This window comes from Streptomyces sp. LN549, assembly GCF_043203805.1.
Lineage (GTDB): Bacteria > Actinomycetota > Actinomycetes > Streptomycetales > Streptomycetaceae > Streptomyces.
Genome location: NZ_JAZHRI010000002.1, coordinates 8,086,681 through 8,109,039 on the forward strand (window position 1 = coordinate 8,086,681; position 22,359 = coordinate 8,109,039).

Consider the following 22,359-nt stretch of genomic DNA (forward strand, 5'->3'; position numbering starts at 1 on the left):
TCCCCCTGCCTCGCCGATCCTCGGGAAGACTCCATGACGCCTGCCGTCCTGCCCCGGACCCTCTGGTTCACCCGCTGTCCCGTACCCACCGCCACCGGCATCGCCGCCGACCGGCAGTGGCTCACCGACGAGTTCGCCGCCGACGGCATCTCCGTACGTTCCCTCCAGGACGCCTCCCCGGACGCCGACCGCGCCGCGCACTACACCCACGCCCTGCCCGGCCTCTTCCGGGAGGGCGGCAACGTCCCCGCCCTGTGGGCCCGTTCACGGGGCGAGCGCACCCGGCTGATCGGTCTCACCTGGATCGAGGAGCGGCAGACCGTCCTCGTCGCGCCCGGCTCCGGCATCCGAGGTGCCGGCGCGCTGCGCGGGCTGCGGCTCGCCGTGCCGAAGCACGACATCGCCATCGACTTCTGGCGTGCCATGGCCCTGCGCGGCTTCGAGGGGGCGCTCGCCTCCGTCGGACTCGCGCTGGAGGACGCCTCGCTCGTCGACGTACCCGCCGACGGGCACGAGGGCCAGTGGGCGGCCGAACTGGCGGCGCTGCGGCGCGGTGACGTCGACGCGGTGTACGTGAAGGGCGCACTGGCCGTCGAGGCGGCCCGCCGCGCCGGCGCCGAAGTGGCGGTCGAACTCGACGACCTGCCTGACCGCCGCTTCCGCGTCAACAACGGCACACCGCGCCCCATCACCGTCCATCAGCAGCTCCTCGACGAGCACCCCGGGCTCGTCGACCGCTTCCTCGCCGTCCTGCTGAGGGCGGCCGACTGGGCCGCGGGACAGCCCGACGAGGTCGCCCGCATTCTCGGCACCGAGACCGGGGCGGGCGCCGACGGAGTCGCCGGCGCCTACCGGCCCGGCACCCACCTGACCCTGCACCCCGACCTGTCCGCCGAACGCCTCGGCCTGCTCGCCGCGCAGGAGGCCGGGCTGCGCGCCCACGGCTTCCTGCCCGAGCCCGTCGACGTCGCGGCCTGGGCCGACCCCGAGCCGCTGCGCCGCGCAGCCGCACTGGTACGCCGCACCTCCGCACCCCTGAGCCCAGAGGAACCCTCATCATGAATCTCACCCGGCCACTGCGCACCACAGCCGTTCCGGCGCTCCTCACGGCCTCCGCGCTCGTCGCCCTCACCGCCTGCGGCACATCCGAGGCCGACAGCGCGGCGAAGGGCTCCGGCAGCAAGGCAACCGTGACCGTCCGCATCCCCGACCCCGGCAACTCCGGGGTGCTCGCCCTCGGCAAGAAGGACGGCAGCCTCGACAAGGCCCTGTCCAAGGCGGGCGCCAAGGTGGAGTGGACCGGCAGCGCCGGCCCGTTCGCCCCGGCCGCCCAGGCGATGAATGCGGACCAGCTGGACATCGCCACGGGATCCATCACCTCGGGCATCACCTCCCTCGCCCAGCGGCCCGGCTTCAAGTTCTTCACCGCCGTCGACCCGGACGCCGCGGGGGAGGGCATCCTCGTCAGGAACGGCTCGGGCATCGGATCGGTGGCTGATCTGGTCGGGAAGAAGGTGGCCGTCAACCAGGGCGGCACGGGTGAGTACCTGCTGCTCAAGGCCCTCGCCAAGGCCGGTATCCCGGCGGACGAGGTCACCCGGGTCTATCTGCGGCCCGACCAGACCGCAGCGGTCTTCAACGCCGGCAAGGTCGACGCCTGGGCCGTCTGGGCCACCTACGCCGTCGCGGAGATCGGCAGCGGCAAGGCGCACTTCGTCGCCGACGGCGCGGCGATCGGCTCCGACAACTACAGCCTCAACGCCGTACGGACAGAGTTCGCCGAGCAGCACCCGAAGGTGGTGCAGGCCCTCTACCGGTACCTCCACGAGGCCAGCGCCAAGGAGAAGCAGAATCCGGCCGCCTACCTCAACGTCTTCACGGACGTCGGACCGACCGCCGTGACCGGAAAGGCCAAGGAGGTCCAGACGGAGTTCACGGCGGAGGGCGGCACCGTCGACCCCATCGGCCCCGAGGACATCGAGCGCTTCAAGGCCGTTGCCGCGTTCTATGCCGAGCAGAAGGTCACCAGGACCCAGGTCGATGTCGCCGCCCACCTGCTCGACGTCGGGAAGCTGACATGAGCGACACCGCCGCAGCGTCCCCCGGGCTCGTCCGGAGGACGCCCGACGCCGGCGACACCACGGCCCCGCCCACCGGACTCGTCCGGCCGCGCCCCCAGCTCCGCAGGGCCCGCAGCCGGGGCTACGCGCTCGCCGTCCGCACCATCGGCCCTGCCCTGCTCCTCGCCCTGTGGTGGGTGGCATCCGCCACCGGACTCCTCACGCCTGACGTCCTGGCATCGCCCGGCGAAGTGGTCAGGGCCGTAGGGGAGTTGTGGGGCAACGGGCAGCTGCCCGACGCCCTCACCACCTCCCTCACCCGCTCCGGACTCGGCCTCCTGATCGGACTCGCCGCCGGACTGACCCTCGGCATCACCACCGGATTCACCCGCCTCGGCGACGAACTCCTCGACTCCTCGCTCCAGACCCTGCGCACCATCCCCTTCCTCTCGCTGGTACCGCTGTTCATGGTCTGGTTCGGGATCAACGAGACGGCGAAGATCCTCCTCATCGCCGTCGCCACCACCTTCCCGATGTACGTGTCGACATCGAGCGGAGTCCGCAACACCGACCCGAAACTCATCGAGGCCATGCGGAGCTTCGGCATGGGGCGCCTCGCCCTCGTGCGCGAAGTCGTCCTGCCCGGCGCCCTGCCGTCCCTGCTCGCCGGACTGCGGCTGTCGATGACGCTCAGCGTCATCGCGCTGATCGCCGCCGAGGAGATCAACGCCACCGCCGGCATCGGCTACCTGATGTCCCAGGCGCAGAGCTACGCCCGCACCGACATCCTCGCCGTCTGCATCCTCGTCTACGGGCTCCTCGGACTGACCGCCGACATCCTCGTGCGGCTGCTGGAACGCCTGCTGATGCCGTGGCGCACCCCGCAGGGAGTCACCCGATGACCGAGACGACATCCACTCCCGCCGTACGGGTGCGAGGGCTGCGCCGCGTCTTCGGGGACCGTGCCGTCCTCGATGACCTGCAACTGGACATCGCCCGAGGTGAGTTCGTCGCCCTGCTCGGGGCCAGTGGCAGTGGGAAGACGACGCTGCTGCGCATCCTCGGAGCCCTGGACGGCGCCGACCGGGGAGAGGTGCTCGTCCCCGAGGCGCGCACCATCGTCTTCCAGGAACCCCGGCTCGTCCCGTCGAAGAAGGTTCTCGCCAACGTCACGGTCGCGCTGCCGCGCAGCCGCTCCGCGCACGGGCTCCGGGCCCTGGCCGAAGTAGGTCTGGACGGCCACGCCGAGGCCTGGCCCGCCACCCTCTCCGGCGGTGAGGCTCAGCGCGTCGCACTCGCCCGCGCCCTGGTCCGTGAACCCGAACTCCTGCTGTTGGACGAGCCGTTCGCCGCACTCGACGCGCTGACCCGGTTGAAGATGCAGGACCTGGTCGGCGAGCTGTGCCGCAGGCACCGGCCCGCCGTTCTGCTGGTCACCCACGACGTCGACGAGGCCGTGCGGCTGGCCGACCGGGTCGCGGTCCTTCGTGACGGCCGGCTCGTCACCGACGAGACCGTCGAGGTCGGACGGCCGCGCGACCCCGGCGACCCCGCCTTCGCGGCCCTGCGCCGACGCCTGCTCGCCGACCTCGGCGTCGAAGCCCCCGCACCGTCTGTCCCTTCCCCCGCCCGTACCGAAGCCGGAGTGATCTGAATGACCCTCACCATCGGTGTCCACAGCAGCAATCCGTCCCTCTACCACCTGTACCACCTCTCCCGCCTCGGCTTCGCCCAGGAGGAGCTGGCCCCGCTCGGCGAGAGCGTCGTCTTCCACCCGTACACCAACGGCGTACGCACCGGAGAGCTCCTCACCCGGGGCGTCATCGACTTCGGCGGCACCGGCTCCACCCCGCCCGTCACCGCGCAGGCCACCGGGCACGACATCGTCTACACGGCAGTCTCCGCCCCCCGCCCCGAACACGGCGCGCTCCTCGTCCCCGAGGACAGCCCCGTGCGGTCCGTCGCCGACCTCAAGGGCTCGACCGTCCACCTTGCGATCGGCTCCTGGCAGACCCATCTGATCGCCAAGGCCCTCGACGACGCCGGGCTGTCGTACGCCGACGACATCACCGCCGTCCGCAGCAACGCCGACAGCGAGCAGCTGCTGCGCACCGGCGAGATCGCCGCCTGGGTTGCCCAGGGCGCCGAGCTGGCCGCCGCGCGGCGCACCGGCGGACTGCGGACCCTGGTCCGTACCGGCGACGTCATCAGCGACCGTTCCGTCTTCTTCACCCGCCGCGACCTCGCCGAATCCCGGCCCGAGGTGGTCGAGGCACTCACCCGGGCGCTGAAGCGCGCCGACGAGTGGGCGGCGGCCCACCCCCGGCAGGTGGCCGAGATCGCCGCGGCGGACCTCGGCGGATCGGCCGACGACTGGGAGACCGCGCTCGCCTCGTTGCCCTGGACGATCGAGCCCGTCACCGACGCGTTCATCGCCGAGCAGCAGGAAGCGGCCGACATCTTCCACCGCACCGGGTTCATCGACCGCCCGGTCACCGTGGCCCACGCCCGCGCCCGTACCGCTGCCGACAAGGCGGTATGACGACATGGCGACCGAAGTCCTCTGGTACATCATTCCGCGCGAAGGCGCCTACCCCTGGGAGCCCGCGGGCCGGCGCCCGGTCGACCTCGGCTACCTGGCCCAGCTGGCCGGGACGGTCGAACGGCTCGGCTACAGCGGCGCGCTCCTCGCCACCGACCTGTACGACGTCTGGCCGCTCGGCAGTGCGCTGGCGGCCTCGACCAGCACCCGGTTCAAGCCCCTGCTCGCCGTTCACCCGGGGCTCATCGCGCCGACGCTGCTCGCCAAGATGGCGCTGAGTTTCGACACGCTCTTCGGGGGCCGGCTGCGCTTCAACGTGGTCAACGGTTCGACGAAGTCGCTCCAGGAGTACGGACTCCACGTGGAGCACGACGAGCGGTACGAGCTGAGCGCGGAGTACTGGTCGATCGTGAAGCGGCTCACGGCCGGCGAGGTCTTCGACCACAAGGGCCGCTTCTACGACCTGAGGAACGCCGGAGCCTCCTTCCGGGATCTGAAGCCGGTCCAGGACGGGCACATCCCGCTCTGGTTCGGCGGCTCGTCCGACCCCGGCATCGAGATGGCGGCCGAGCACGTCGACGTCTTCCTGACCTGGGGGGAGCCGCCGCATCTGCTGAAGGAGAAGCTGGAGAAGGTCCGGGCGAGGGCCGCCGCGTACGGCCGCACGCTCAGAATCGGACTGCGGCTGCATCTGATCGTCCGGGACACGGAGGAAGAGGCGTGGGCCGCCGCCGACCGGCTGCTCGACGTCACCAGCGACGCGACGTACGCCCGTCAGCTCGGCGACCGGGCGGGCGAGGACGGTGTGGGCTGGCAGCGACAGTTCCGCCAGCACGGCGGAAAGGTCCCCGCGCACGCCCGGGAGCTGGAGGTCCACCCCAACATGTGGCCGGGCATGAGCCTGTTCCGGCCGGGGCCCGGCACCGCGGTGGTGGGCTCGACCGCGCAGGTCGTCGAACGGCTCAAGGAGTTCGAGGACCTGGGCGTCGACACCTTCATCCTCTCCGGCAACCCGCTCCTTGAGGAGGCGTACCGGGTCGCGGAGACGGTCCTGCCGGCGCTGGGCGTCGCACGCTGACGAGCAGGGCGTTCTCCGGCCGGCTTCCGCCCGGAGAACGCACGGACTGCGGTTGTCAGTGCCCGGTGCAAGACTCGGAGAGTCAGGAGTTCCTGCTGTCCGAGAACGGGACCACCGAAGGAGCGCACGATGCTCACCACCCGTTTTGTTGACGGAGCCCCCAACTGGATGGATCTGGGCACCCCGGATCTCGAAGGGGCCAAGGCGTTCTACACCGCTCTTCTCGGCTGGGACTACCAGGCCGGAGGCCCCGAGACCGGTGGCTACGGGATGTTCATGCTGAACGGCAAGACGGTCGGCGGCGCGATGACGATCACCGAGGAGCAGGGGAAGCCGTCCTGGTCGGTGTACTTCCAGTCGGCGAACGTCGACGCCACCGCGCAGGCCGTGGAGAAGGCCGGCGGGACGGTGCCGTTCACGCCGATGGACGTCCTGGAGTACGGCCGGATGGGCGGGTTCACCGACCGGGCCGGGGCGTACTTCGGCGTCTGGCAGCCGAAGCAGAATCCGGGGCTCGGCGTCGTGAACGAACGGGGCAGCCTCTGCTGGGCCGAGCTGTACACCCCGGACGTGCCGGCCGCCGCGGCGTTCTACGACGCCGTCTTCGGCTGGGAGACGATTCAGACGCCCTATCCGGACGGCGGCGGCGCGTACACCGTCATCAGGACGGCGGGCGGCGGTGAGGAGACCTCCTTCGGCGGGCTCGTCCCGCTGGACGCCGTGCCCGTCAGGGCCGCCGCGGGGCCCCACTGGCTGCCGTACATCGAGGTCGACGACTGCGATGCCACGGTGGCGGTGGTCGAGCGACTGGGTGGCAAGCTGACGCTGGAACCGCTGGAGATGGAAGGTGTGGGCACCTTCGCCAATGTCGCCGATCCGTATGGTGCCGCGTTCGCCGTGATCAAGAGTGCGGAGACGACCGCCGCCTGACCGTGCGGCGGTCCGTGGATTCGCCGCGGGCTTCGTCCGGCCGGTTGATGGATCGTTGATCAGTCGTTTATCGCGACAGAGCACTGTGTGGCCCATGCTGATCAACACCGCGACCGACCCAGCTCTCGCCTGGCAGGAGACAGCGCTGTGCGCACAGACGGGGCCCGAGTTCTTCTTCCCCGCCCCCGGCAGCTCCACCCGTGAGGCCAAGCAGCTCTGCAACGCCTGCGAGGGACGCCTGGCCTGCCTGGAGTACGCACTCGACAACGACGAGCGCTTCGGCGTATGGGGCGGACTTTCCGAGAAGGAGCGCGACCGGCTCCGCAGAGTCGACCGCGACCAGGCCTGAACGTTCCCTCACCGTGGGACACTTCGGCTTTCCGTACATCGGCCTGCGGGTCTCCGTGAACGTCGCGGAGCCCGCGTCGACCACGAGGAGAAGCCGAGTTGAGCGAGTACGACTACATCGTCGTCGGAGCGGGTTCGGCCGGCTGCGTGCTGGCCGCACGGCTGTCCGAGGACCCCACGGTCAGAGTGGCCCTCGTCGAGTCGGGCGGGCCTGACCGCAAGCCCGAGATCCGGATTCCGGCGGCGTTCCCGAAGCTCTTCAAGACGCCGTACGACTGGGACTTCAGCACCGTGAAGCAGTCCGCCCTCGGCGGCCGCGAGCTGTTCTGGCCGCGCGGCCACACACTCGGCGGATCGTCCTCGGTCAACGCCATGATGTGGGTGCGCGGCCACCGCGAGGACTACGACGGCTGGGCCGGTTCCGCCGGACCGGAATGGGGCCATGACGCCTTCGTCCCGTACTTCCGGCGGGCCGAGCGGTGGACCGGCCCCACCGGCCACGGCACGGTGTACGGAACCGAGGGCCCGCTCTTCGTGTCGCCGCCCCGCGCCCCCTCCGCCCTGACGGGCGACTTCGTGACCGCGTGCACGGACGACGGACTTCCGCTGCTTGCCGAGTTGAACGCACCTGACCACAGCGGTGTGGCGATGACCCCGGTCAACCAGCGCCGCGGCCGCCGCTGGAGCGCCGCCGACGGTTATCTGAAACCGGCCGCCCGCCGCGCCAACCTGGACGTCCTCACCGGCACCCGCGTCAGCGCCCTCGCCTTCGAGGGGACCCGGGCCGTCGGTGTGGTCACCGGAAAGGGCGCTACGCTCTCCGCGCGCCGCGAAGTCGTCCTCAGCGCGGGCGCCATCGGCTCCCCGCACCTGCTGATGCGCTCAGGAATCGGCGACCCCGGCGAGCTGCGACGGGCGGGGGTCGAGGTACGCACCGCGTCCTCCGACGTCGGCCGCCACCTCCAGGACCATCTGTCCTTCGCCGTGACGGTGCACTGTCCGCGACCGGTGACCCTGACCGGTGCCGACAGCCTGGCCAACGTGGCCCGCTTCCTGCTGGCGAGGCGCGGACCGCTCACCTCCAACATCGCCGAGGCCGTCGCCTTCGTCCGCAGCGCACCAGGACTGGCGGCCCCCGACATCGAGCTGATCTTCGCCCCGGCCCCGTTCGTCGATCACGGCCTCACCCCGCCGACCGAGCACGGACTCACGATCGGTGTGGTCCTGCTCCAGCCCGAGAGCGCCGGACGGATCACGCTCGACCCGGACTCCGCGGGTTCCGGCTCCGGAATCCTGATCGACCCGGGCTATCTGACCGCCGAGGCGGATCTGCCGCGGCTGATCGCCGGGGTCCGCCGCGCCGAATCCCTGTTCGCCTCGGATGCGCTGGCCCCGCACACCTCGGGACCGATGGCCCCCTATCCCGGCCCGGTCGACGACGACCGGCTCACGGAGGCGATCCGGATCGGCGCGCAGACCCTCTACCACCCCGTCGGCACCTGCCGGATGGGCGAGGACCCGGCTTCCGTCACCGATCCACGGCTCCGGGTGCGCGGTGTGGACGGCCTCCGGGTCGTGGACGCGTCCGTGATGCCGCGCATCACCCGCGGGCACACCCACGCCCCGACGGTCGCCATCGCCGAGAAGGCGGCGGAGCTGATCAGACAGGACGCGCGGCGGTAGGCCGTATCCGCCGGGGTCAGGACGGGATGTGGAACGTCTCGCCGTACGTCTTCCAGGTCAGCGGCAGTTCCAGGGCCAGGTTCCCGTCCTCCAGGAACGCCCGCTGAGCGGTGTCGAGTCGTGAGGTGTCCTGCTGGTTCCTCTTCGACTTCATCACGGTCCGCGCCGCGTCCAGGAAGGCGTCCAGATAGGCGCTCTCGTCGCCGCCCTCCGCGACCGTGTCCGCCTCGGCCACGGCTGCCTTCCGGATGCCGTAGAACGAGTCCGACTCGGACCCGGGCCCCTGAAGCACCATGGCGTCGAAGTACATGTACTGGCCCAGGGCGCCGAGCCCGTCCAGTTTCGCCAGATGGACGGCCGGTTCGAAGTACTGCTTCAGCCGGACCAGGTCCTGAGCGGCCCGGAAGGCGGGGTCCTCGGCAGACTTCTTCCAGGCGGCTGTGAAGCCGGGGTCCAGCCCCTCGTGCGAAGCGGAGCCGTCGACCTGGCGCAGTGCCGGGACGAACGGAGTCAGCGGACTGTCCGGATGATCCCCGGTGAACGTCTCGACGAACGCGAGCATGTCGTGCGTACCGGAGCAGAAGCCGACGATTCCGGCGCTGTACCCGGTGCCGTCGCCGGTGTCCTCGATCGTGCCGTACTGGCTGCGCCAGTCCAGGGTCGATCCCTCGGCGCTGGCCAGCAGCTTCCAGGCGACCTCGCGCATCGCCGGTGCGGCCAGTCCCGGAGGCATCGCGGCGACGCGTGCGTTCAGCTTCCGCCGTTCCTCGTCGTCCGCCCCGGCGAACGGGTCCGCCTGCGGGGACGCGGTGACCGACGTCTCGGCGGTGGGGGAGCTCGTGGGCAGCTCCGAGTCGCCGCCGCTGTTGAAGAGCAGGGAAACGGCGATGGCTATCGGCGCACCGAACAGAACAAGACGGGTCACAGGTTTCACCGGCACAGAGTACGGTCCGCACAGCCCGGGGGAGGGCTCGCCCCCGCACGGCACAATCGCCCCATGACCGATGCCCTGCTGAACGCCCTCGACCCGCTCCCGTATCCGCAGCGCATGCGTGAACTCGCCGCACGGGCGCGTGTTTTGTCCGCTTCGGGAGGGCTGCGTGCCGTTCTGGACGAACTGGACAGGGGCGATGCGTACGAGCGGGAGACCGCGGTCGTCGCCGCGGCCGTGGGAGGGGACCGGGACTGGATCGCGGCGCACCTCGCTGACCGGGACCCCTTCGTGCAGGGGCACGCCCTGCGCGTCGCGCACAGCCTCGGCGTACCGGACGAGGCGTACGGGGACATCCTCGACGATGTCCCGCGCACCGCGCGCCGCCGCCTCCTGCGGGCCGTGGTCGCCGACGGGCGGGCCGACCTCGCCGACCGGCTGATCGACGAGGTTCGCGCGAACTGGGGCGACGCGGAAGCCACCGTGCTGCTGCCGGGGTGCACGCCGGGGACCGCGGCCAGGCTGCTGCCCGAACTGCTGCATGCCGTGCGCGGCTGGGGCGGCCTCGGGCGCCGGCATCCGGGCCTCCTCCTCGACACCTGCGAGCGGCACCTGGCGGCGCTGCCCGAGCCGCACCTCGGCGAGTGGTGGCAGCGGTACGCCGCCGGGGTCGCCGCTACCGTCGCGCCCCTCCCGGAGCGGGTCCTCGATCTGCTCGAACGCTTCGCTCCCGCCACCCTGCCGTGGCCGCTGACCAGCCGCCTCGGGGCACTCGCCGCGGCCGGCCCCGACCGGCTCGTCCGCCTCCTGCTGCGTCCGGGGGCCCGACCGGAGCTGCGGGGCGCCGTCCTGGGGCGAAGCGTCCTGTACCGGCTGGCCCGCACCGCGCCCGAAGGGCTCCTGGTGGAGCTCGGCCGGGCCATGGCTCTGGACTCCAGGGCACTCGCCCGCCTGCTTGCCGCCCTCCCGCCGGGGCGCCGCGGTGCCTTCTGCACCTCGGTCATGGCCGGACGAGGCGAGGGGAACCACCTCACCGTGGACACTGTGCTGCTCGACGCGCTGCCGCGCAGCGCTGTCGCCGAAGAGGCCCGGCGCGCCGCCCGGCTGGCGGCCGACCGCGGAGAGGCCCGGCGCACCGTCCTGATCGCGGAGTCGTATCTGCCGGTCGCCGAGGTGCGCGAGCGTCTGACCGCCGCCACTCGCGCGCCCGTCGCCGAGGACCGGGCGCAGGCCTGGTCGCTGCTCATCGGCAACGCGGGGCGCGCGGGGGCCCCGGACAACCTGGCGGACGTGCTCGCCGACATGGAACGGCTGCGCAACGAACAGGACCCGGTCCGTTCGGTCGGCCTCCACGCGCTGGCGGCCGTCCCGGCAGGTCTCTTCACCGACGCAGCGGAACCCGCCCTGGACCGGATCGCCGCCGACGCCGTCGAGGCCCGGGACTCCTCGCACGCCACCCGGCACGCCCTGAGCACCCTCGCGCTGCGCCTGCTGCGCGAGCACGCCGCGACAGGGCAGCGCGCCCTCGTCAACTGGGCACTGCGCACCCTGGTCCGGATCTCCGGGAACACCGGGGGAGCGGACCTCGGACGGCTCGACCGGACCCTGCGCCGCGGCCAGGAGGCCGACGTGTTCGAGGCGCTCAGGCCCTGGCTGGAGGCGGGCGCGGAGAAGGCCGACTACGGGCTCGTGTTCGCGCTGGCCAGGGCGCTCGGCCGTCGCGCGGCCGGACTGCCCGAGTTGCAGGACCTCCTGTGGCAGGCCGTGCGCTTCGGGGAGAACAGCGCCGCGCGGACCGCGGTGGGGCTGTGGCTGGAGCCTGTCGCACACCGCAGTGTGCGCGTGGAGCGGCTCCTGGCCGTCGAATCCTCCGCCGGAGCCCTGCCCGAGGTGCTGCGCGTTCTCACCGGCTGCCGCACCGACCTCCTCGACCCGTATCTCGGCGATCCGCCGCCGTACGGCCGGTTCCTGCCGCACGGCACACCGTGGACCGTGGCGCCCGACGCCGGGGTCCGCCGCTGGGTGCCCCGCCAGCGGCGCGCGGCGCTGCGTGCCCTGGAGCGGGCCGCGCGGGACGAGAAGCTGCCGCTGTACACCCGGGCCGCCGCGATCGGCTCACTGGCCCGCATCCCCTCGACCGGAGCCGAAGCCGCGCTCGGCTGGACCGGCTCCGAGGACGTGGTGCTCGCGGAGGCCGCTCTCACGGCACTGGGCGGGACGGACCGGGCGCCGGACGTGCTGGCGGTGCTGCTCGCCCACAGCGGGGGTGACCGCGCCAGGGTCGCCGTCTTCGCGGCCGGCCGAGCCTCGCAGGACGTCCGCCCCTCCGTGCTCGGGCCCCTGCTGCGCGCGCGGCTCGCACCGGGCACCGGCAAGGTGACCGCCCGCAAGGAGGCCGTACGGCTCGCCGCGACCCGGCTGCCCCGGCCACAGGCCGCCGCGCTGGTCGCCGAGGCGTACGGGCTGCCCGGCCAGCACCCCGACGTGCGGGCTGCCGCCGTGGCCTGCGGCACCGGGCTGCTCGGCGACGAGCGGATGTGGGACCTGCTCACGGGCGCGGCAACCGGCACCGCCGTACTGCGCACCGCCGTAATGCGGGTGCGGCCCATGAGCCTGCCCGCGCCGTACCGTCCCCGCTACGCGGGCCTGATACGGGAGGTGTGCGAGACCGACGACGAGGAACTCGCGGCGTCGGCCCACGCCGTGGTGGCCCGCTGGATGCCGTGGGCGCCGGGTGCCTGCGATGTGCTGGTGGCCGCGACGACGGATCTCGCCCGCCGCCGCTCCTGGCGGTCGGCCGCGGACGCGCTGGTGACCGCCGCACCCGCTGCGGCCGAGGCGGCGCAGGCGCTCATGCGGGCGCTGCGCACGCTCGCCGACGCCGTGGCCATGGACGACGCGGGCAGCGAGCGCGACCGGCCGGGGCGGCAGCGGGTCGTCCACCTCGTGAACCGGCTCGCCGCGTCGGCGGGGGCGCGCACCGACGACGCACTGCGTCCCGTGCTGGGCGCCGCCGGGGAACTGCTCGCCCGCCACCGGGACCACGTACCGCAGGCCGCGGAGCTCCTGGTGAGGGCCGTCGATCCGGATGCGGGGCCCGACGCCCTGTACACCGCCCTGGACCGGCTGGCCCGGCTGCACGACGGCCGTCCGGTGCTCGCCGCCCGGACGGCGGGTGTGCTCGGCACACGGATCGGGGCGTCGCACGGCGAGGACGGCTCGGGAACGCTCCTCGCGCTCGTGGCACGCCTTGCCGAGGACGGTGGCCCTGCCCATGGCCACATGGCCGTGGAGCTCGCGGCGACGGCCGGCCGGTGGACCGGCTGGAGCGGGCCGTGGCGCACCCAGCTGAGGCTGCTGCGACGCCACCCGGACGCGGATGTGCGCGACGCCGCCTACGCGGAGGTGACCGTGCGCGAATGAGTGCAGCCCGGAGGGGACTGCCGGGATGCGAACGGGGGCGGGCGTCGGGGCGGCCCGCCCCGTCGGGCCATGTGGTGCCGGCCGTCAGGCCTGGGCGCGGGCCGCCAGGCGTGCCTTGCGCGCGGCGAGCTTCTCGTCGAACTTCGACGCCTCGCTGTCCAGCCCGTTCATGTACAGACCGAGCTCCTCCTGGGCCTTGAGTCCGTCCGGGCCCAGGCCGTCGATGTCCAGCACCTTCAGGTAGCGCAGCACCGGCTGGATGACGTCGTCGTGGTGGATCCGCATGTTGTAGATCTCGCCGATCGCCATCTGGGCGGCGGCCCGCTCGAACCCGGGCATGCCGTGGCCGGGCATCCGGAAGTTCACGACGACGTCGCGCACGGACTGCATCGTCAGGTCCGGGGCGAGCTCGAAGGCCGCGCCGAGGAGATTGCGGTAGAACACCATGTGCAGGTTCTCGTCGGTCGCGATCCGCGCCAGCATGCGGTCGCAGACGGGGTCGCCCGACTGGTGTCCGGTGTTGCGGTGCGACACCCGGGTCGCCAGCTCCTGGAAGGCCACGTACGCCACGGAGTGCAGCATCGAGTGGCGGTTGTCGGACTCGAAGCCCTCCGCCATGTGCGCCATCCGGAACTGCTCCAGCTTGTCCGGGTCCACCGCGCGCGAAGTGAGCAGGTAGTCGCGCATCACGATGCCGTGGCGGCCCTCCTCGGCCGTCCAGCGGTGCACCCAGGTGCCCCAGGCTCCGTCGCGGCCGAAGAGCGAGGCGATCTCGTGGTGGTAGCTGGGGAGGTTGTCCTCGGTCAGCAGGTTCACGACCAGGGCGATCTTGCCGATGTCCGTGACCTTGGACTGCTCGGCCTGCCAGGCCTGGCCGTCCTCGAAGATGCCGGGGAAGTTCCGGCCGTCGGAGAACGGAACGTACTCGTGGGGCATCCAGTCCTTGGCGACCTTGAGATGGCGGTTGAGTTCCTTCTCCACCACCTCTTCCAGCGCGTACAGCAGCTGGGCGTCGGTCCACGCCTGTGAACTGCCGAGGTGGGGAGAGGTGATCGTCACGGGGGCTCCTGGGGACGGGAGAATTACCTACGGCTTCGTAGGTTACGAGACCGTAGGTTAAAGCGGCGGTAAGGCCTCCGCCAAGCCCGTCCGGGCGACAATCGTTCACGTAGTGTCATAAGTGCAGGTCAGACGTATATACGGAGGGTCAGGCAGGTAGCGACGAGGCGCGCGAAATCGAATAATCGGCCGGGCCGGGCCCCCGGTGGTGATGAGCTCTGAACAGTCGGCGTACTCGGAGCGCAGCGCACGAGGGGCACGGTCGGGATGGGCCGGATCAGAGCAGATGGTCAGCCGCGCCCGCCTTCACCGCGAAGATCAGCGCCTGCAGCGCCTCCATGGAGTCGCTGACATAGGTGGCCGTGTCGGTCGTGGAGCCGATGTAGGCGCGGCCCTGGTCGTCGAGTCCGAAACGGAAGCAGTTCGCGCCCTCGCTGCAGAACGCCTCGTCCCAGCAGATTTCCTTCATGATCTCTCTCCTCAGAGGTCCTGGGCTATGCATCGGATGAAGTCGCGCGATTCCTCGACGGGCAGCGCGAGCGTGCGCAGGCGCTCCAAAAGGCCCCGGTACCGGCGCAGTTGCATATCCGCGTCCAGCAGCATCGAACCGTGCGAGGAATCGAGCTGCACGGTATCGAGTTGCGGGACCGCTGCGCCGACATAGGTGAACGACTGTCCGGCTCCGGGGAAACCGCCTGCCGCGAACGGGATGGCCCGGACCGTGATCCGGTCGCGCTCGGACTGGTCGAGAATGTGTTCCAGCTGCGCCCGCGTGACCTTGGGGCCGCCGAACTGCATGCGCAGCGCGGCCTCGTGGATCACCGCCTCGTACAGCGGCGGCCGGTCGCGTTCGAGCACCTCCTGGCGGCGTAGCCGCAGGGAGAGCCGGGCTATCAGATCGGGGCCCGGGAGCTGGGGGTCAGCGGTGTCGAAGACCGCCCGCGCGTGTTCCTCGGTCTGCAGCAGGCCGGGGATGTGCGTGGTGGTGGCGGTAACCAACTCCACTGCGTGGAACTCGAGTTCGGCGATGTCCAGCAGGCTGGGCAGCAGCAGGCCGCGATGCTCCTCCCACCAGCCCCGGGCCCGCTCCTGTGCCATCTCGGCCAGCAGGTCCACGAGGCCGGTGTCCGGGCAGCCGTAGTTGAAGGCCAGGGTGCGGACCCGCTCGGCGCTGATGCCGAACCTGCCGGACTCGACGTTCGGGATGCGGGTGCGGTCGACCCCGAGCAGCGCCGCGGCCTGCTGTGCCGTCATCCCTGACTGCTCGCGCAGCTTGCGCAGTTCGTGCCCGAGGCGTTGTTGCCGTGCGGTCGGGGTGCTTCTGGGTGGCACGGTGTGTGTCCTCCGCGGGGTGGGGGGTGTCGAAATGACCGGAACCACACAAGTAGTAGCACTGTGCTCCAGTCGTGCGCTACGGTCGGTAGTGCAAGTCTCACACGGGGCAACCGCGGCCCTGTGTGTGATCGTCACCACACGTACGAGAAATGTGAGCAGCACTTGATGAAGGGCGCATTGCGTTGTCTTCCGGCCCTCGCACCCGCCGGACCACAACCGCCGGCGGCGGACAACCTCAGCTACTCGTTCGCCCTTCCGGGCGGCGCCTTCTGCGCGGGCCTCGCCCGCCGCGCCGTGGACGAACTGCTCACCCGGCACGGTCTCGCCGAACTGGCCGAGACGGCGGTCCTCGCCACCTCGGAACTGGTCGCGGCCGCCTATCGCTTCACCCCGGACCGGGAGATGCTCCTGCGGGTCCACTGGCAGTTCGACGCGCTGCGGATCACCCTCTACGACCAGCACCCGGCCCATGAATCGCCCGAGAAGTCCGAGGAATGCCGTGAACACCGCAGCGCCAGCATGTGGCTGCTGGCTGCCGCGGTGGACGCACACGGCGGGGACTGGGGGCTGGCCCCCGCGCTGACTGCCTCCGGCGGCTCCAAGACCTGGGCGTTACTCCACTGCTAGCCCCCGCGGACCCATCGCCCCGTGCCCCTGTGTGTCACAGGCCGGTGCGTACCTCCTCGGCCGTCGTGTCCCGGAGCCCACCGTCGAGCAGCAGCCAGCGCGTGATGCCGATCGATTCGAGGAACGGCACGTCGTGGCTCGCCACGATCAGCGCTCCCTCGTACGAATCGAGTGCCGCCGTCAGCCGGTGCACGCTCGCCATGTCCAGGTTGTTCGTCGGCTCGTCCAGCATCAGCAGCTGAGGCGCAGGCTCGGCCAGCAGCAGCGCGGCCAGAGCCGCACGGAACCGCTCACCGCCCGACAGGGTCCCGGCAGGCCGGTCCGCCCGTGCACCCCTGAACAGGAAATGTGCCAGTCGCGCCCTGATCCGGTTGTCCGTGGCATCCGGTGCGAACCGTGCCACGTTCTCCACCACGCTCAACTCGTCGTCCAGCACATCCAGCCGCTGCGGCAGAAAGCGCATCGGCAACTGCACCGAGGCCTCGCCGGACACCGGTGCCAGCTCGCCGGCCAGTGTCCGCAGCAGCGTGGTCTTCCCCGCACCGTTGCGTCCGACCAGCGCGATGCGCTCCGGCCCGCGCACCTCGAACGAACCCTGCACCCGTGCCCCGTAGGCCAGTTCCAGACCGCTCAGCATCAGCACGCCCTGGCCCGGATGGACCTTGGTGTGCGGCAGTTCGACCCTGATCTCGGCGTCGTCCCGCACCGCTTCGACAGCGTCGTCGAGGCGCTCCTTCGCCTCGGCCAGTCTCTCCGCGTGCATGATGCGGTGCTTGCCCGCTGACTCCTGGGCGGCGCGCTTGCGGGCGCCCATGACGATCTTCGGTTCGCGTTTGCTCTCCTGCATCTTCTGTCCGTAGCGCTTGCGCCGTGCCAGCTTGACCTGTGCCTCGGCGAGTTCGCGCTTCTGGCGGTGCACATCGGCCTCGGCGACCCGCACCAACCGCTCGGCGGCCTCCTGCTCCACGGCGAGCGCCTCCTCGTACGCCGAGAGGTTCCCGCCGTACCAGGTGACCGAGGCGTCCCGCAGATCGGCGATCTGGTCGACCCGCTCCAGGAGTTCCCGGTCGTGGCTGACGACGACGAGCACGCCGTTCCACGCGTCGACCGCCGCGTAGAGGCGGCGGCGTGCGTACAGATCCAGGTTGTTCGTCGGTTCGTCGAGCAGCAGCACGTCCGGCCGGGCCAGCAGCAGCGCCGCCAGGCGCAGCAGCACGCACTCGCCGCCCGACATCTCACCGATCGTGCGGTCGAGCCCGATGTGGCCGAGGCCGAGCTGGTCGAGCGTGGCGAGCGCCCGCTCCTCCACGTCCCAGTCGTCACCGACGGCGGCGAACCGTTCCTCGCCGACATCGCCCGCCTCGATGGCGTGCAGCGCCGCACGGGTCCCGGCGATGCCCAGGGCGGCGTCGACGCGCAACGCGGTGTCCAGGACCAGGTTCTGCGGCAGGTAACCGACCTCGCCCGCCGTCCTGATGTGGCCATCGGCGGGAGTGAGTTCACCTGCGATCAGCCGCAGCAGCGTCGACTTGCCCGAGCCGTTGAGCCCGATGAGCCCGGTGCGGCCGGGCCCCACGGTGAGATGGAAGTCGTCGAGGACCGGGCTGCCGTCGGGCCATGCGAAGGAGAGCGACGAGCAGGTGATGTGGGTAAGGGGGGTAGACACAAGGATCTCCCGGTTGCGAGGAAGGACAGGGGCAACGGGGCGAGACACCGGTCACTGGCATTCCACGGAAGAAATTCCGGAAGTGGAGAGAAGGAAGGCCCTGGTCGCGGAGGACGGCTCGAAGAGCTGAGGTCACACTCGGGCACGCGGACATGTGCAGACATGACACGGCGCGCAACACGGTGTCTCAAGACCTCAGACGAGCAACGTCCTACTCCTATCGGCGACAACAAGGACAACAACGAAGGTACGGCGGGCCGCGGGACGGGGCAAGCGAATTAGCGGGCCCCGGTCCCGCGCGGGCCCCGGCTCAGCAGGAACCGTCGAGCAGATCCGTCAGGCTCCGGTCCAGGTCCAGGAAGCGGTGCTCGTCCCCCGCGGGGACCAGCTCCTGTGCGCGCCGCAGGAAACGGCGAAGCTCTGCCGTGCGCACGTGCACCATGGCGATTCCCTCCGCAGCGTGGAACTCCAGCACCGTACGGTCGTACCCGAAGGGTCTGACGCGTACGTCCCCGACCCCCGCCGCTGCGTCCATCCCCGCTGCCAGCAGCTCCCGGGAGAACTCCCAGGACACCTCGGTACCCTCCAGAGTCGCCGGCGCGGGGAATGCCATGCGTACGGCGAAGGGATCCGTGCGGTCGTAACTCAGGACCGCGGGAAGCGTCTCCATCTGCGGTGCGGATGCGACCATGCGGGCCTTCACGGACTGTTCGATAACGGTGGACAAGACCTGCTCCCTCTCGCGACCGGATGAACGGTTCCCGGCACTCATACAGACGACGCAACTCGCCGATTCGTGCACCGGAGCACGGCGTGAGCTGCGTCACCGCACACCGCTGCCTGATCATCACGTGCCCGTTTCCCCGCGATGCACCCTGGACGGGGAGTGGCCCGTGGGTTAGCTTCCAGCGCCATGAGGGCCTTGGGGAAGACGCGACGACTGATGTCACTGGGACTGTGCGGGGCCGCGCTGGCCGCCGCTCTGGCCGCACCCGCGGCCCACGCGGCACCCGGCGAACGGCACGGACCGGCCTGGACGCCCACCGACACCGGGACCGACGCCCGCTTCCGCGGGCTCGCGGCCGTCAGCAGCCGCACGGCGTGGCTCGCGGGCTCGAAGGGCACCGTGCTGCGCACCACGGACGGCGGCCGGCACTGGCGCGACGTCTCGCCTCCCGGTGCGGCCGACGCGGGGCTGGAGTTCCGCGACATCGAGGCCTTCGACGCCCGGCGGGCGGTCGCCCTGGCCATCGCCGAGGGCGAGGCCTCCCGGGTGCTGCGCACGGACGACGGCGGGGCCACCTGGACCGAGTCCTTCCGCAACACCGACCCACGCGCCTTCTACGACTGCCTCACGTTCTTCGACAGCCGCCACGGCCTCGCCATGAGCGACCCCGTGGACGGGCGGTTCCGGATCCTGTCCACCGCCGACGGCGGCCGCAGCTGGAACGTGCTGCCCAGCGCCGGCATGCCGCAGGCCCAAGCGGGCGAGGCAGGGTTCGCGGCTAGTGGGCAGTGCCTGGTCAGCGTCGGTCCGAAGGACGTCTGGCTGGCGACGGGCGGGGCGGCCACCGCCCGGGTCCTGCACTCGGGCGACCGCGGGCTGACCTGGACCGCGACCGCATCGCCGATCCCGGCCGGGGACCCGGCCCGAGGTGTCTTCGGTCTGGCCTTCCGGGACCGCACCCACGGCATCGCGGTCGGCGGCGACTTCCGCGCCGACCAGCTGTCGCCCCGGGCCTCGGCCGTCACCTCGGACGGGGGCCGCGGCTGGCGGCCGTCCCAGGCGCCGCCCGTCGCCTACCGCTCGGGCGTCGCCTGGCTGCCGCACAGCCGGTCGGCCGCACTGGCGGTCGGCCCGACCGGCACCGACCTCACCACGGACGGCGGCCGCACCTGGCGCACGGTCGGCACCGGGTCGTACGACACGGTCGACTGCACCGCGGACGGGAGCTGCTGGGCGGCCGGTGAAAAGGGGCGGGCCGCCCGCGCAGCCATCCGCTGACGGGCGGCTACAACTGCTGGCGGTACGGAGCGAGCGCGTCCGACGTCTTCGTCGCGATGAACTCCGTGATCCGGTACGCGCAGACGCCGTTCACGACGAAGGGGTCGGATGCAGCGAGCCTCTCGATCTCGGTCCGGTCGTCCCCGACCGCGAGAATCACCCCGCCGTCGCGGGGGTTCTTGCGGCCGGATGCGATGAAGACTCCTGCGGTGTACTGGGCGTCGAGCCAGGCGACGTGATCCTTCATCAGCGCATCGACACGGTCCAGCGGGGCGGTGTAGGACAGCTCAAGTACGAACATGATCGCAAGGCTACGGGAGCCGCGCCCTAAGCTGACCGGCATCATGACAACACTTCCGATGCCCGCCGACGAGGCTGAGGCCCGCGCACTCCAGGACACCCTGCGCGCCCGGGTGGTGCTCGACGAGCCGGGACCGCCGCCGGGCACCGGCCGGGTGACCGGCGTCGACGTCGCCTACGACGACGAGCGCGACGTCGTCGTGGCGGCGGCCGTCGTGCTCGACGCGGCCACGCTGGAGGTGGTGGCCGAGTCCACCGCCGTGGGGCAGGTCACCTTCCCCTACATCCCGGGACTCCTCGCCTTCCGCGAGATCCCCACCGTGCTGGCCGCCCTGGAGTCCCTGTCCGTCGACCCGGGTCTCGTCGTCTGCGACGGCTACGGACGGGCGCACCCGCGCCGCTTCGGCCTCGCCAGCCATCTGGGCGTGCTCACCGGGCTCCCCGTCATCGGCGTCGCGAAGAACCCGTTCACCTTCTCGTACGAACAGCCAGGCCCCCACCGCGGCGACCGGTCGCCGCTGCTCGACGGGGACGAGGTGGTGGGGCAGGCGCTGCGCACCCAGGACGGCACCAAACCGGTCTACGTCTCGGTCGGACACCGCACCGGCCTGGACAACGCCTGCGCGCACACGCTGCTGTTGGCCCGGGACTTCCGTCAGCCGGAGACGACCCGCCGGGCCGACGCGCTGTGCCGGCGGGTGCTCCGGGAGGCCACCGCCTGAGGGCCGGTGCGGACCCGGTGCCGGGGCGTCTGAGTATCCGTACGGATAGCGCCTGTCGATCATGGTCGGCACTCTGGACGCATGAACGCATCTCGCTCAACAGCCCGAACCGCACCCCTTCACCCCGCTCAGCACCGTGTGGCGCTGGGCATGCTGATCGGGGGTGCGGTCGGCTTCGTCTGGGCCGGGGCGATGCTCTACACCCTGGCCTCCTGGATCTTCTAGGCCGCCTGCGCCCGGCCGGGTCCGCCCGCCGGCAGGTCAGCGTACGGCCGCCACCCGGAAGCGCAGACCGGCCACGCGCAGCCGTTCCAGCAGCGCGTCACCCATCGCGACGGCCGTGGTGACCTGCCCCGATGTGAGGGGAAGCTCGTCCAGTGCCAGGCTCAGCGCCGACTCCGCCAGCATCTTCGCCGTCTCGTCGTAGCCCGGATCGCCGCCCGACACCTCGGTGAAGACCCGGCGGCCGCCGCCCTCGCCGACGAACCGGACCGTGAACCAGCTCCGACGGCGGCGCTCCTGGTCCGGGCCGGACCCGGGCTCGTAGCGGTCCATCAGCCAGTTCCGTACGGCCGGCAGTTGCGCCGCGCCGAGCAGGGCGCCCAGCGCCGCCGTGCCGCCCAGGGCCACCGGCAGATGCTTGACCGAGGCGTAGTGCCGATAGCGGAAATCGGGGCCGTAGCGGGGGAGTGCGCGGGCCGAGCGCTCCACGATCTGAGCGTCGAGCGTCGGCAACGGCAGCGCCCAGGTGCCGGTCTCCGTGCTGAAGCGCGGCCCGCCGAGCGGCGCGCGGGCGCGACGGGCGACCAGCCGCGGCTCGTGCAGCCGGCGTTCCTTGGCGGCGCGCAGCATCTGCGGCCCACGGCCCATGGCCGTGAGCGCGGAGGCGAACGTACCGCCCGAGAAGACGGCGTTGGAGCGGACGAATCCGTCGATGCGGAGCGGGACGTCCTCGGGCAGCTGCCGGACGGTGAAGTACACACCGAGATCGTGCGGTACGGAGTCGAAACCGCAGGCGTGCACGATCCGGGCGCCGGTCTCGCGCGCCCGGGCGTCGTGCTCCAGATACATCCGGTCGGCGAACTCCGGCTCGCCCGAGAGGTCCGTGTAGTCCGTGCCCGCCTCGGCGCAGGCGGCGACCAGCTTCTCCCCGTACCAGACGTACGGGCCCACGGTCGTCGCCACCACATGGGTGGACTCGGCGAGTGCGCGCAGCGTGTCCGCGTCGTCGGCGTCGGCGTGCAGCAGCGGGAGGTCCGCGCAGTGCGGATGCAGCGCGGTGAGGCGGTTGCGCAGCTGTTCCAGCTTGGCGCGGTTGCGGCCGGCCAGGGCCCAGCGGCAGCCGTCCGGGGCATGGGCCGCCAGATACTCGGCGGTGAGCACACCCACGAAACCGGTGGCGCCGAAGAGGACAACGTCATAGGGGCGTGATGCCCCGTTCTGCCTGTTCACGAGTGCCTCCGCAGGGGCCGGCGCCGATGTAGCAGGCAGAGGGTAGCGGAGCCGGCCGTGGCGCTGTGCGGCCGGGGAGGCTTCATGAGGGAGGATCCCAAGGGAACAACTAAGCGCTTGCTCGCTCCAAAGGGTTGTGCGGAGCGCGGTGCGTTCTTAGCATCATCGATGTTACATCGGTTGTGTCACACCGCTGGG

General features: G+C 71.6%; 22 protein-coding genes. 14 read left to right on the plus strand and 8 right to left on the minus strand.

Going from position 1 to position 22,359, the window contains the following annotated elements:
• Positions 1-33: 33 nt before the first annotated feature.
• The 9 genes from SH922_RS35930 (at position 34) to SH922_RS35970 (ending at position 8,641) form a co-directional block, all read left to right on the plus strand.
• Positions 34-1,062, plus strand: coding sequence for an ABC transporter substrate-binding protein (locus tag SH922_RS35930; protein WP_393062727.1), 1,029 nt, complete (start codon positions 34-36; stop codon positions 1,060-1,062).
• Positions 1,059-2,081, plus strand: a complete 1,023-nt coding sequence (locus tag SH922_RS35935; protein WP_393062728.1) for an NrtA/SsuA/CpmA family ABC transporter substrate-binding protein — start codon at positions 1,059-1,061, stop codon at positions 2,079-2,081. The genes SH922_RS35930 and SH922_RS35935 overlap by 4 nt, the downstream gene beginning before the upstream one ends.
• The gene (locus SH922_RS35940; RefSeq protein ID WP_393062729.1) at positions 2,078-2,962 is read left to right on the plus strand and encodes an ABC transporter permease; all 885 of its coding nucleotides are present in this window, start codon (positions 2,078-2,080) and stop codon (positions 2,960-2,962) included. Before SH922_RS35935 ends, SH922_RS35940 begins: the two co-directional genes overlap by 4 nt.
• Positions 2,959-3,714, plus strand: a complete 756-nt coding sequence (locus SH922_RS35945) for an ABC transporter ATP-binding protein (RefSeq protein WP_393062730.1) — start codon at positions 2,959-2,961, stop codon at positions 3,712-3,714. Before SH922_RS35940 ends, SH922_RS35945 begins: the two co-directional genes overlap by 4 nt.
• Complete coding sequence (locus tag SH922_RS35950) at positions 3,715-4,602, plus strand: ABC transporter substrate-binding protein (RefSeq protein ID WP_393062731.1); 888 nt, start codon at positions 3,715-3,717, stop codon at positions 4,600-4,602. It begins immediately after the preceding gene.
• A gap of 4 nt (positions 4,603-4,606) precedes the next feature.
• Complete coding sequence (locus SH922_RS35955; protein ID WP_393062732.1) at positions 4,607-5,680, plus strand: LLM class flavin-dependent oxidoreductase; 1,074 nt, start codon at positions 4,607-4,609, stop codon at positions 5,678-5,680.
• A 129-nt stretch (positions 5,681-5,809) separates the two neighbouring features.
• Positions 5,810-6,610: a VOC family protein gene (locus SH922_RS35960; RefSeq protein WP_393062733.1), complete on the plus strand. Its 801-nt coding sequence runs from the start codon at positions 5,810-5,812 to the stop codon at positions 6,608-6,610.
• A gap of 94 nt (positions 6,611-6,704) precedes the next feature.
• Entirely contained in the window at positions 6,705-6,959 is a 255-nt protein-coding gene (locus SH922_RS35965; protein ID WP_362541825.1) for a WhiB family transcriptional regulator, read from the plus strand.
• 98 nt (positions 6,960-7,057) lie between these two features.
• The gene (locus SH922_RS35970) at positions 7,058-8,641 is read left to right on the plus strand and encodes a GMC family oxidoreductase (protein ID WP_393062734.1); all 1,584 of its coding nucleotides are present in this window, start codon (positions 7,058-7,060) and stop codon (positions 8,639-8,641) included.
• Positions 8,642-8,657: 16 nt separating this feature from the next.
• On the opposite strand, the gene SH922_RS35975 is transcribed toward SH922_RS35970, so the two are convergent.
• Positions 8,658-9,566, minus strand: coding sequence for a chitosanase (locus tag SH922_RS35975; protein ID WP_393063787.1), 909 nt, complete (start codon positions 9,564-9,566; stop codon positions 8,658-8,660).
• 72 nt (positions 9,567-9,638) lie between these two features.
• On the opposite strand from SH922_RS35975, the gene SH922_RS35980 reads away from it, so the two are divergent.
• A complete protein-coding gene (locus tag SH922_RS35980) occupies positions 9,639-12,995 on the plus strand; it encodes a hypothetical protein (RefSeq protein WP_393062735.1) in 3,357 nt (1,118 codons plus the stop codon).
• A gap of 84 nt (positions 12,996-13,079) precedes the next feature.
• Here SH922_RS35980 and SH922_RS35985 read toward each other — a convergent pair whose 3' ends face one another.
• The 3 genes from SH922_RS35985 to SH922_RS35995 all read right to left on the minus strand — a co-directional run bounded on the left by SH922_RS35985 (position 13,080) and on the right by SH922_RS35995 (position 15,386).
• Positions 13,080-14,054, minus strand: a complete 975-nt coding sequence (locus SH922_RS35985) for an acyl-ACP desaturase (RefSeq protein ID WP_393062736.1) — start codon at positions 14,052-14,054, stop codon at positions 13,080-13,082.
• Positions 14,055-14,331: 277 nt separating this feature from the next.
• Positions 14,332-14,523 (minus strand): hypothetical protein, encoded by a 192-nt coding sequence (locus tag SH922_RS35990; RefSeq protein ID WP_393062737.1) that lies wholly within the window; start codon positions 14,521-14,523, stop codon positions 14,332-14,334.
• Between the two features lie 11 nt (positions 14,524-14,534).
• Positions 14,535-15,386: a helix-turn-helix domain-containing protein gene (locus SH922_RS35995; RefSeq protein WP_393062738.1), complete on the minus strand. Its 852-nt coding sequence runs from the start codon at positions 15,384-15,386 to the stop codon at positions 14,535-14,537.
• 180 nt (positions 15,387-15,566) lie between these two features.
• On the opposite strand from SH922_RS35995, the gene SH922_RS36000 reads away from it, so the two are divergent.
• Entirely contained in the window at positions 15,567-16,016 is a 450-nt protein-coding gene (locus tag SH922_RS36000; protein ID WP_393062739.1) for an ATP-binding protein, read from the plus strand.
• A 34-nt stretch (positions 16,017-16,050) separates the two neighbouring features.
• Here SH922_RS36000 and SH922_RS36005 read toward each other — a convergent pair whose 3' ends face one another.
• Positions 16,051-17,682 carry an ABC-F family ATP-binding cassette domain-containing protein gene (locus SH922_RS36005; RefSeq protein ID WP_393062740.1) on the minus strand — a complete coding sequence of 544 codons (1,632 nt, stop codon included), beginning with the start codon at positions 17,680-17,682 and terminating at the stop codon, positions 16,051-16,053.
• 310 nt (positions 17,683-17,992) lie between these two features.
• Complete coding sequence (locus SH922_RS36010) at positions 17,993-18,409, minus strand: SsgA family sporulation/cell division regulator (protein ID WP_393062741.1); 417 nt, start codon at positions 18,407-18,409, stop codon at positions 17,993-17,995.
• Positions 18,410-18,595: 186 nt separating this feature from the next.
• Here SH922_RS36010 and SH922_RS36015 point away from each other — a divergent pair, with 186 nt between their 5' ends.
• The gene (locus SH922_RS36015; RefSeq protein ID WP_393062742.1) at positions 18,596-19,687 is read left to right on the plus strand and encodes an oxidoreductase; all 1,092 of its coding nucleotides are present in this window, start codon (positions 18,596-18,598) and stop codon (positions 19,685-19,687) included.
• Between the two features lie 7 nt (positions 19,688-19,694).
• Here the strand turns inward: SH922_RS36015 and SH922_RS36020 are convergent, their stop codons facing one another.
• Complete coding sequence (locus tag SH922_RS36020) at positions 19,695-19,988, minus strand: YciI family protein (protein ID WP_393062743.1); 294 nt, start codon at positions 19,986-19,988, stop codon at positions 19,695-19,697.
• Positions 19,989-20,031: 43 nt separating this feature from the next.
• Here SH922_RS36020 and SH922_RS36025 point away from each other — a divergent pair, with 43 nt between their 5' ends.
• Both SH922_RS36025 and mmpA read left to right on the plus strand, forming a co-directional pair.
• On the plus strand, positions 20,032-20,709 hold the full coding sequence (locus SH922_RS36025) for an endonuclease V (protein WP_393062744.1): 678 nt from the start codon (positions 20,032-20,034) through the stop codon (positions 20,707-20,709).
• Positions 20,710-20,790: 81 nt separating this feature from the next.
• Entirely contained in the window at positions 20,791-20,934 is a 144-nt protein-coding gene (gene mmpA / locus SH922_RS36030) for a morphogenic membrane protein MmpA (protein WP_393062745.1), read from the plus strand.
• 36 nt (positions 20,935-20,970) lie between these two features.
• Here the strand turns inward: mmpA and SH922_RS36035 are convergent, their stop codons facing one another.
• Complete coding sequence (locus SH922_RS36035; RefSeq protein WP_393062746.1) at positions 20,971-22,161, minus strand: saccharopine dehydrogenase family protein; 1,191 nt, start codon at positions 22,159-22,161, stop codon at positions 20,971-20,973.
• Between the last annotated feature and the right edge of the window lie 198 nt (positions 22,162-22,359).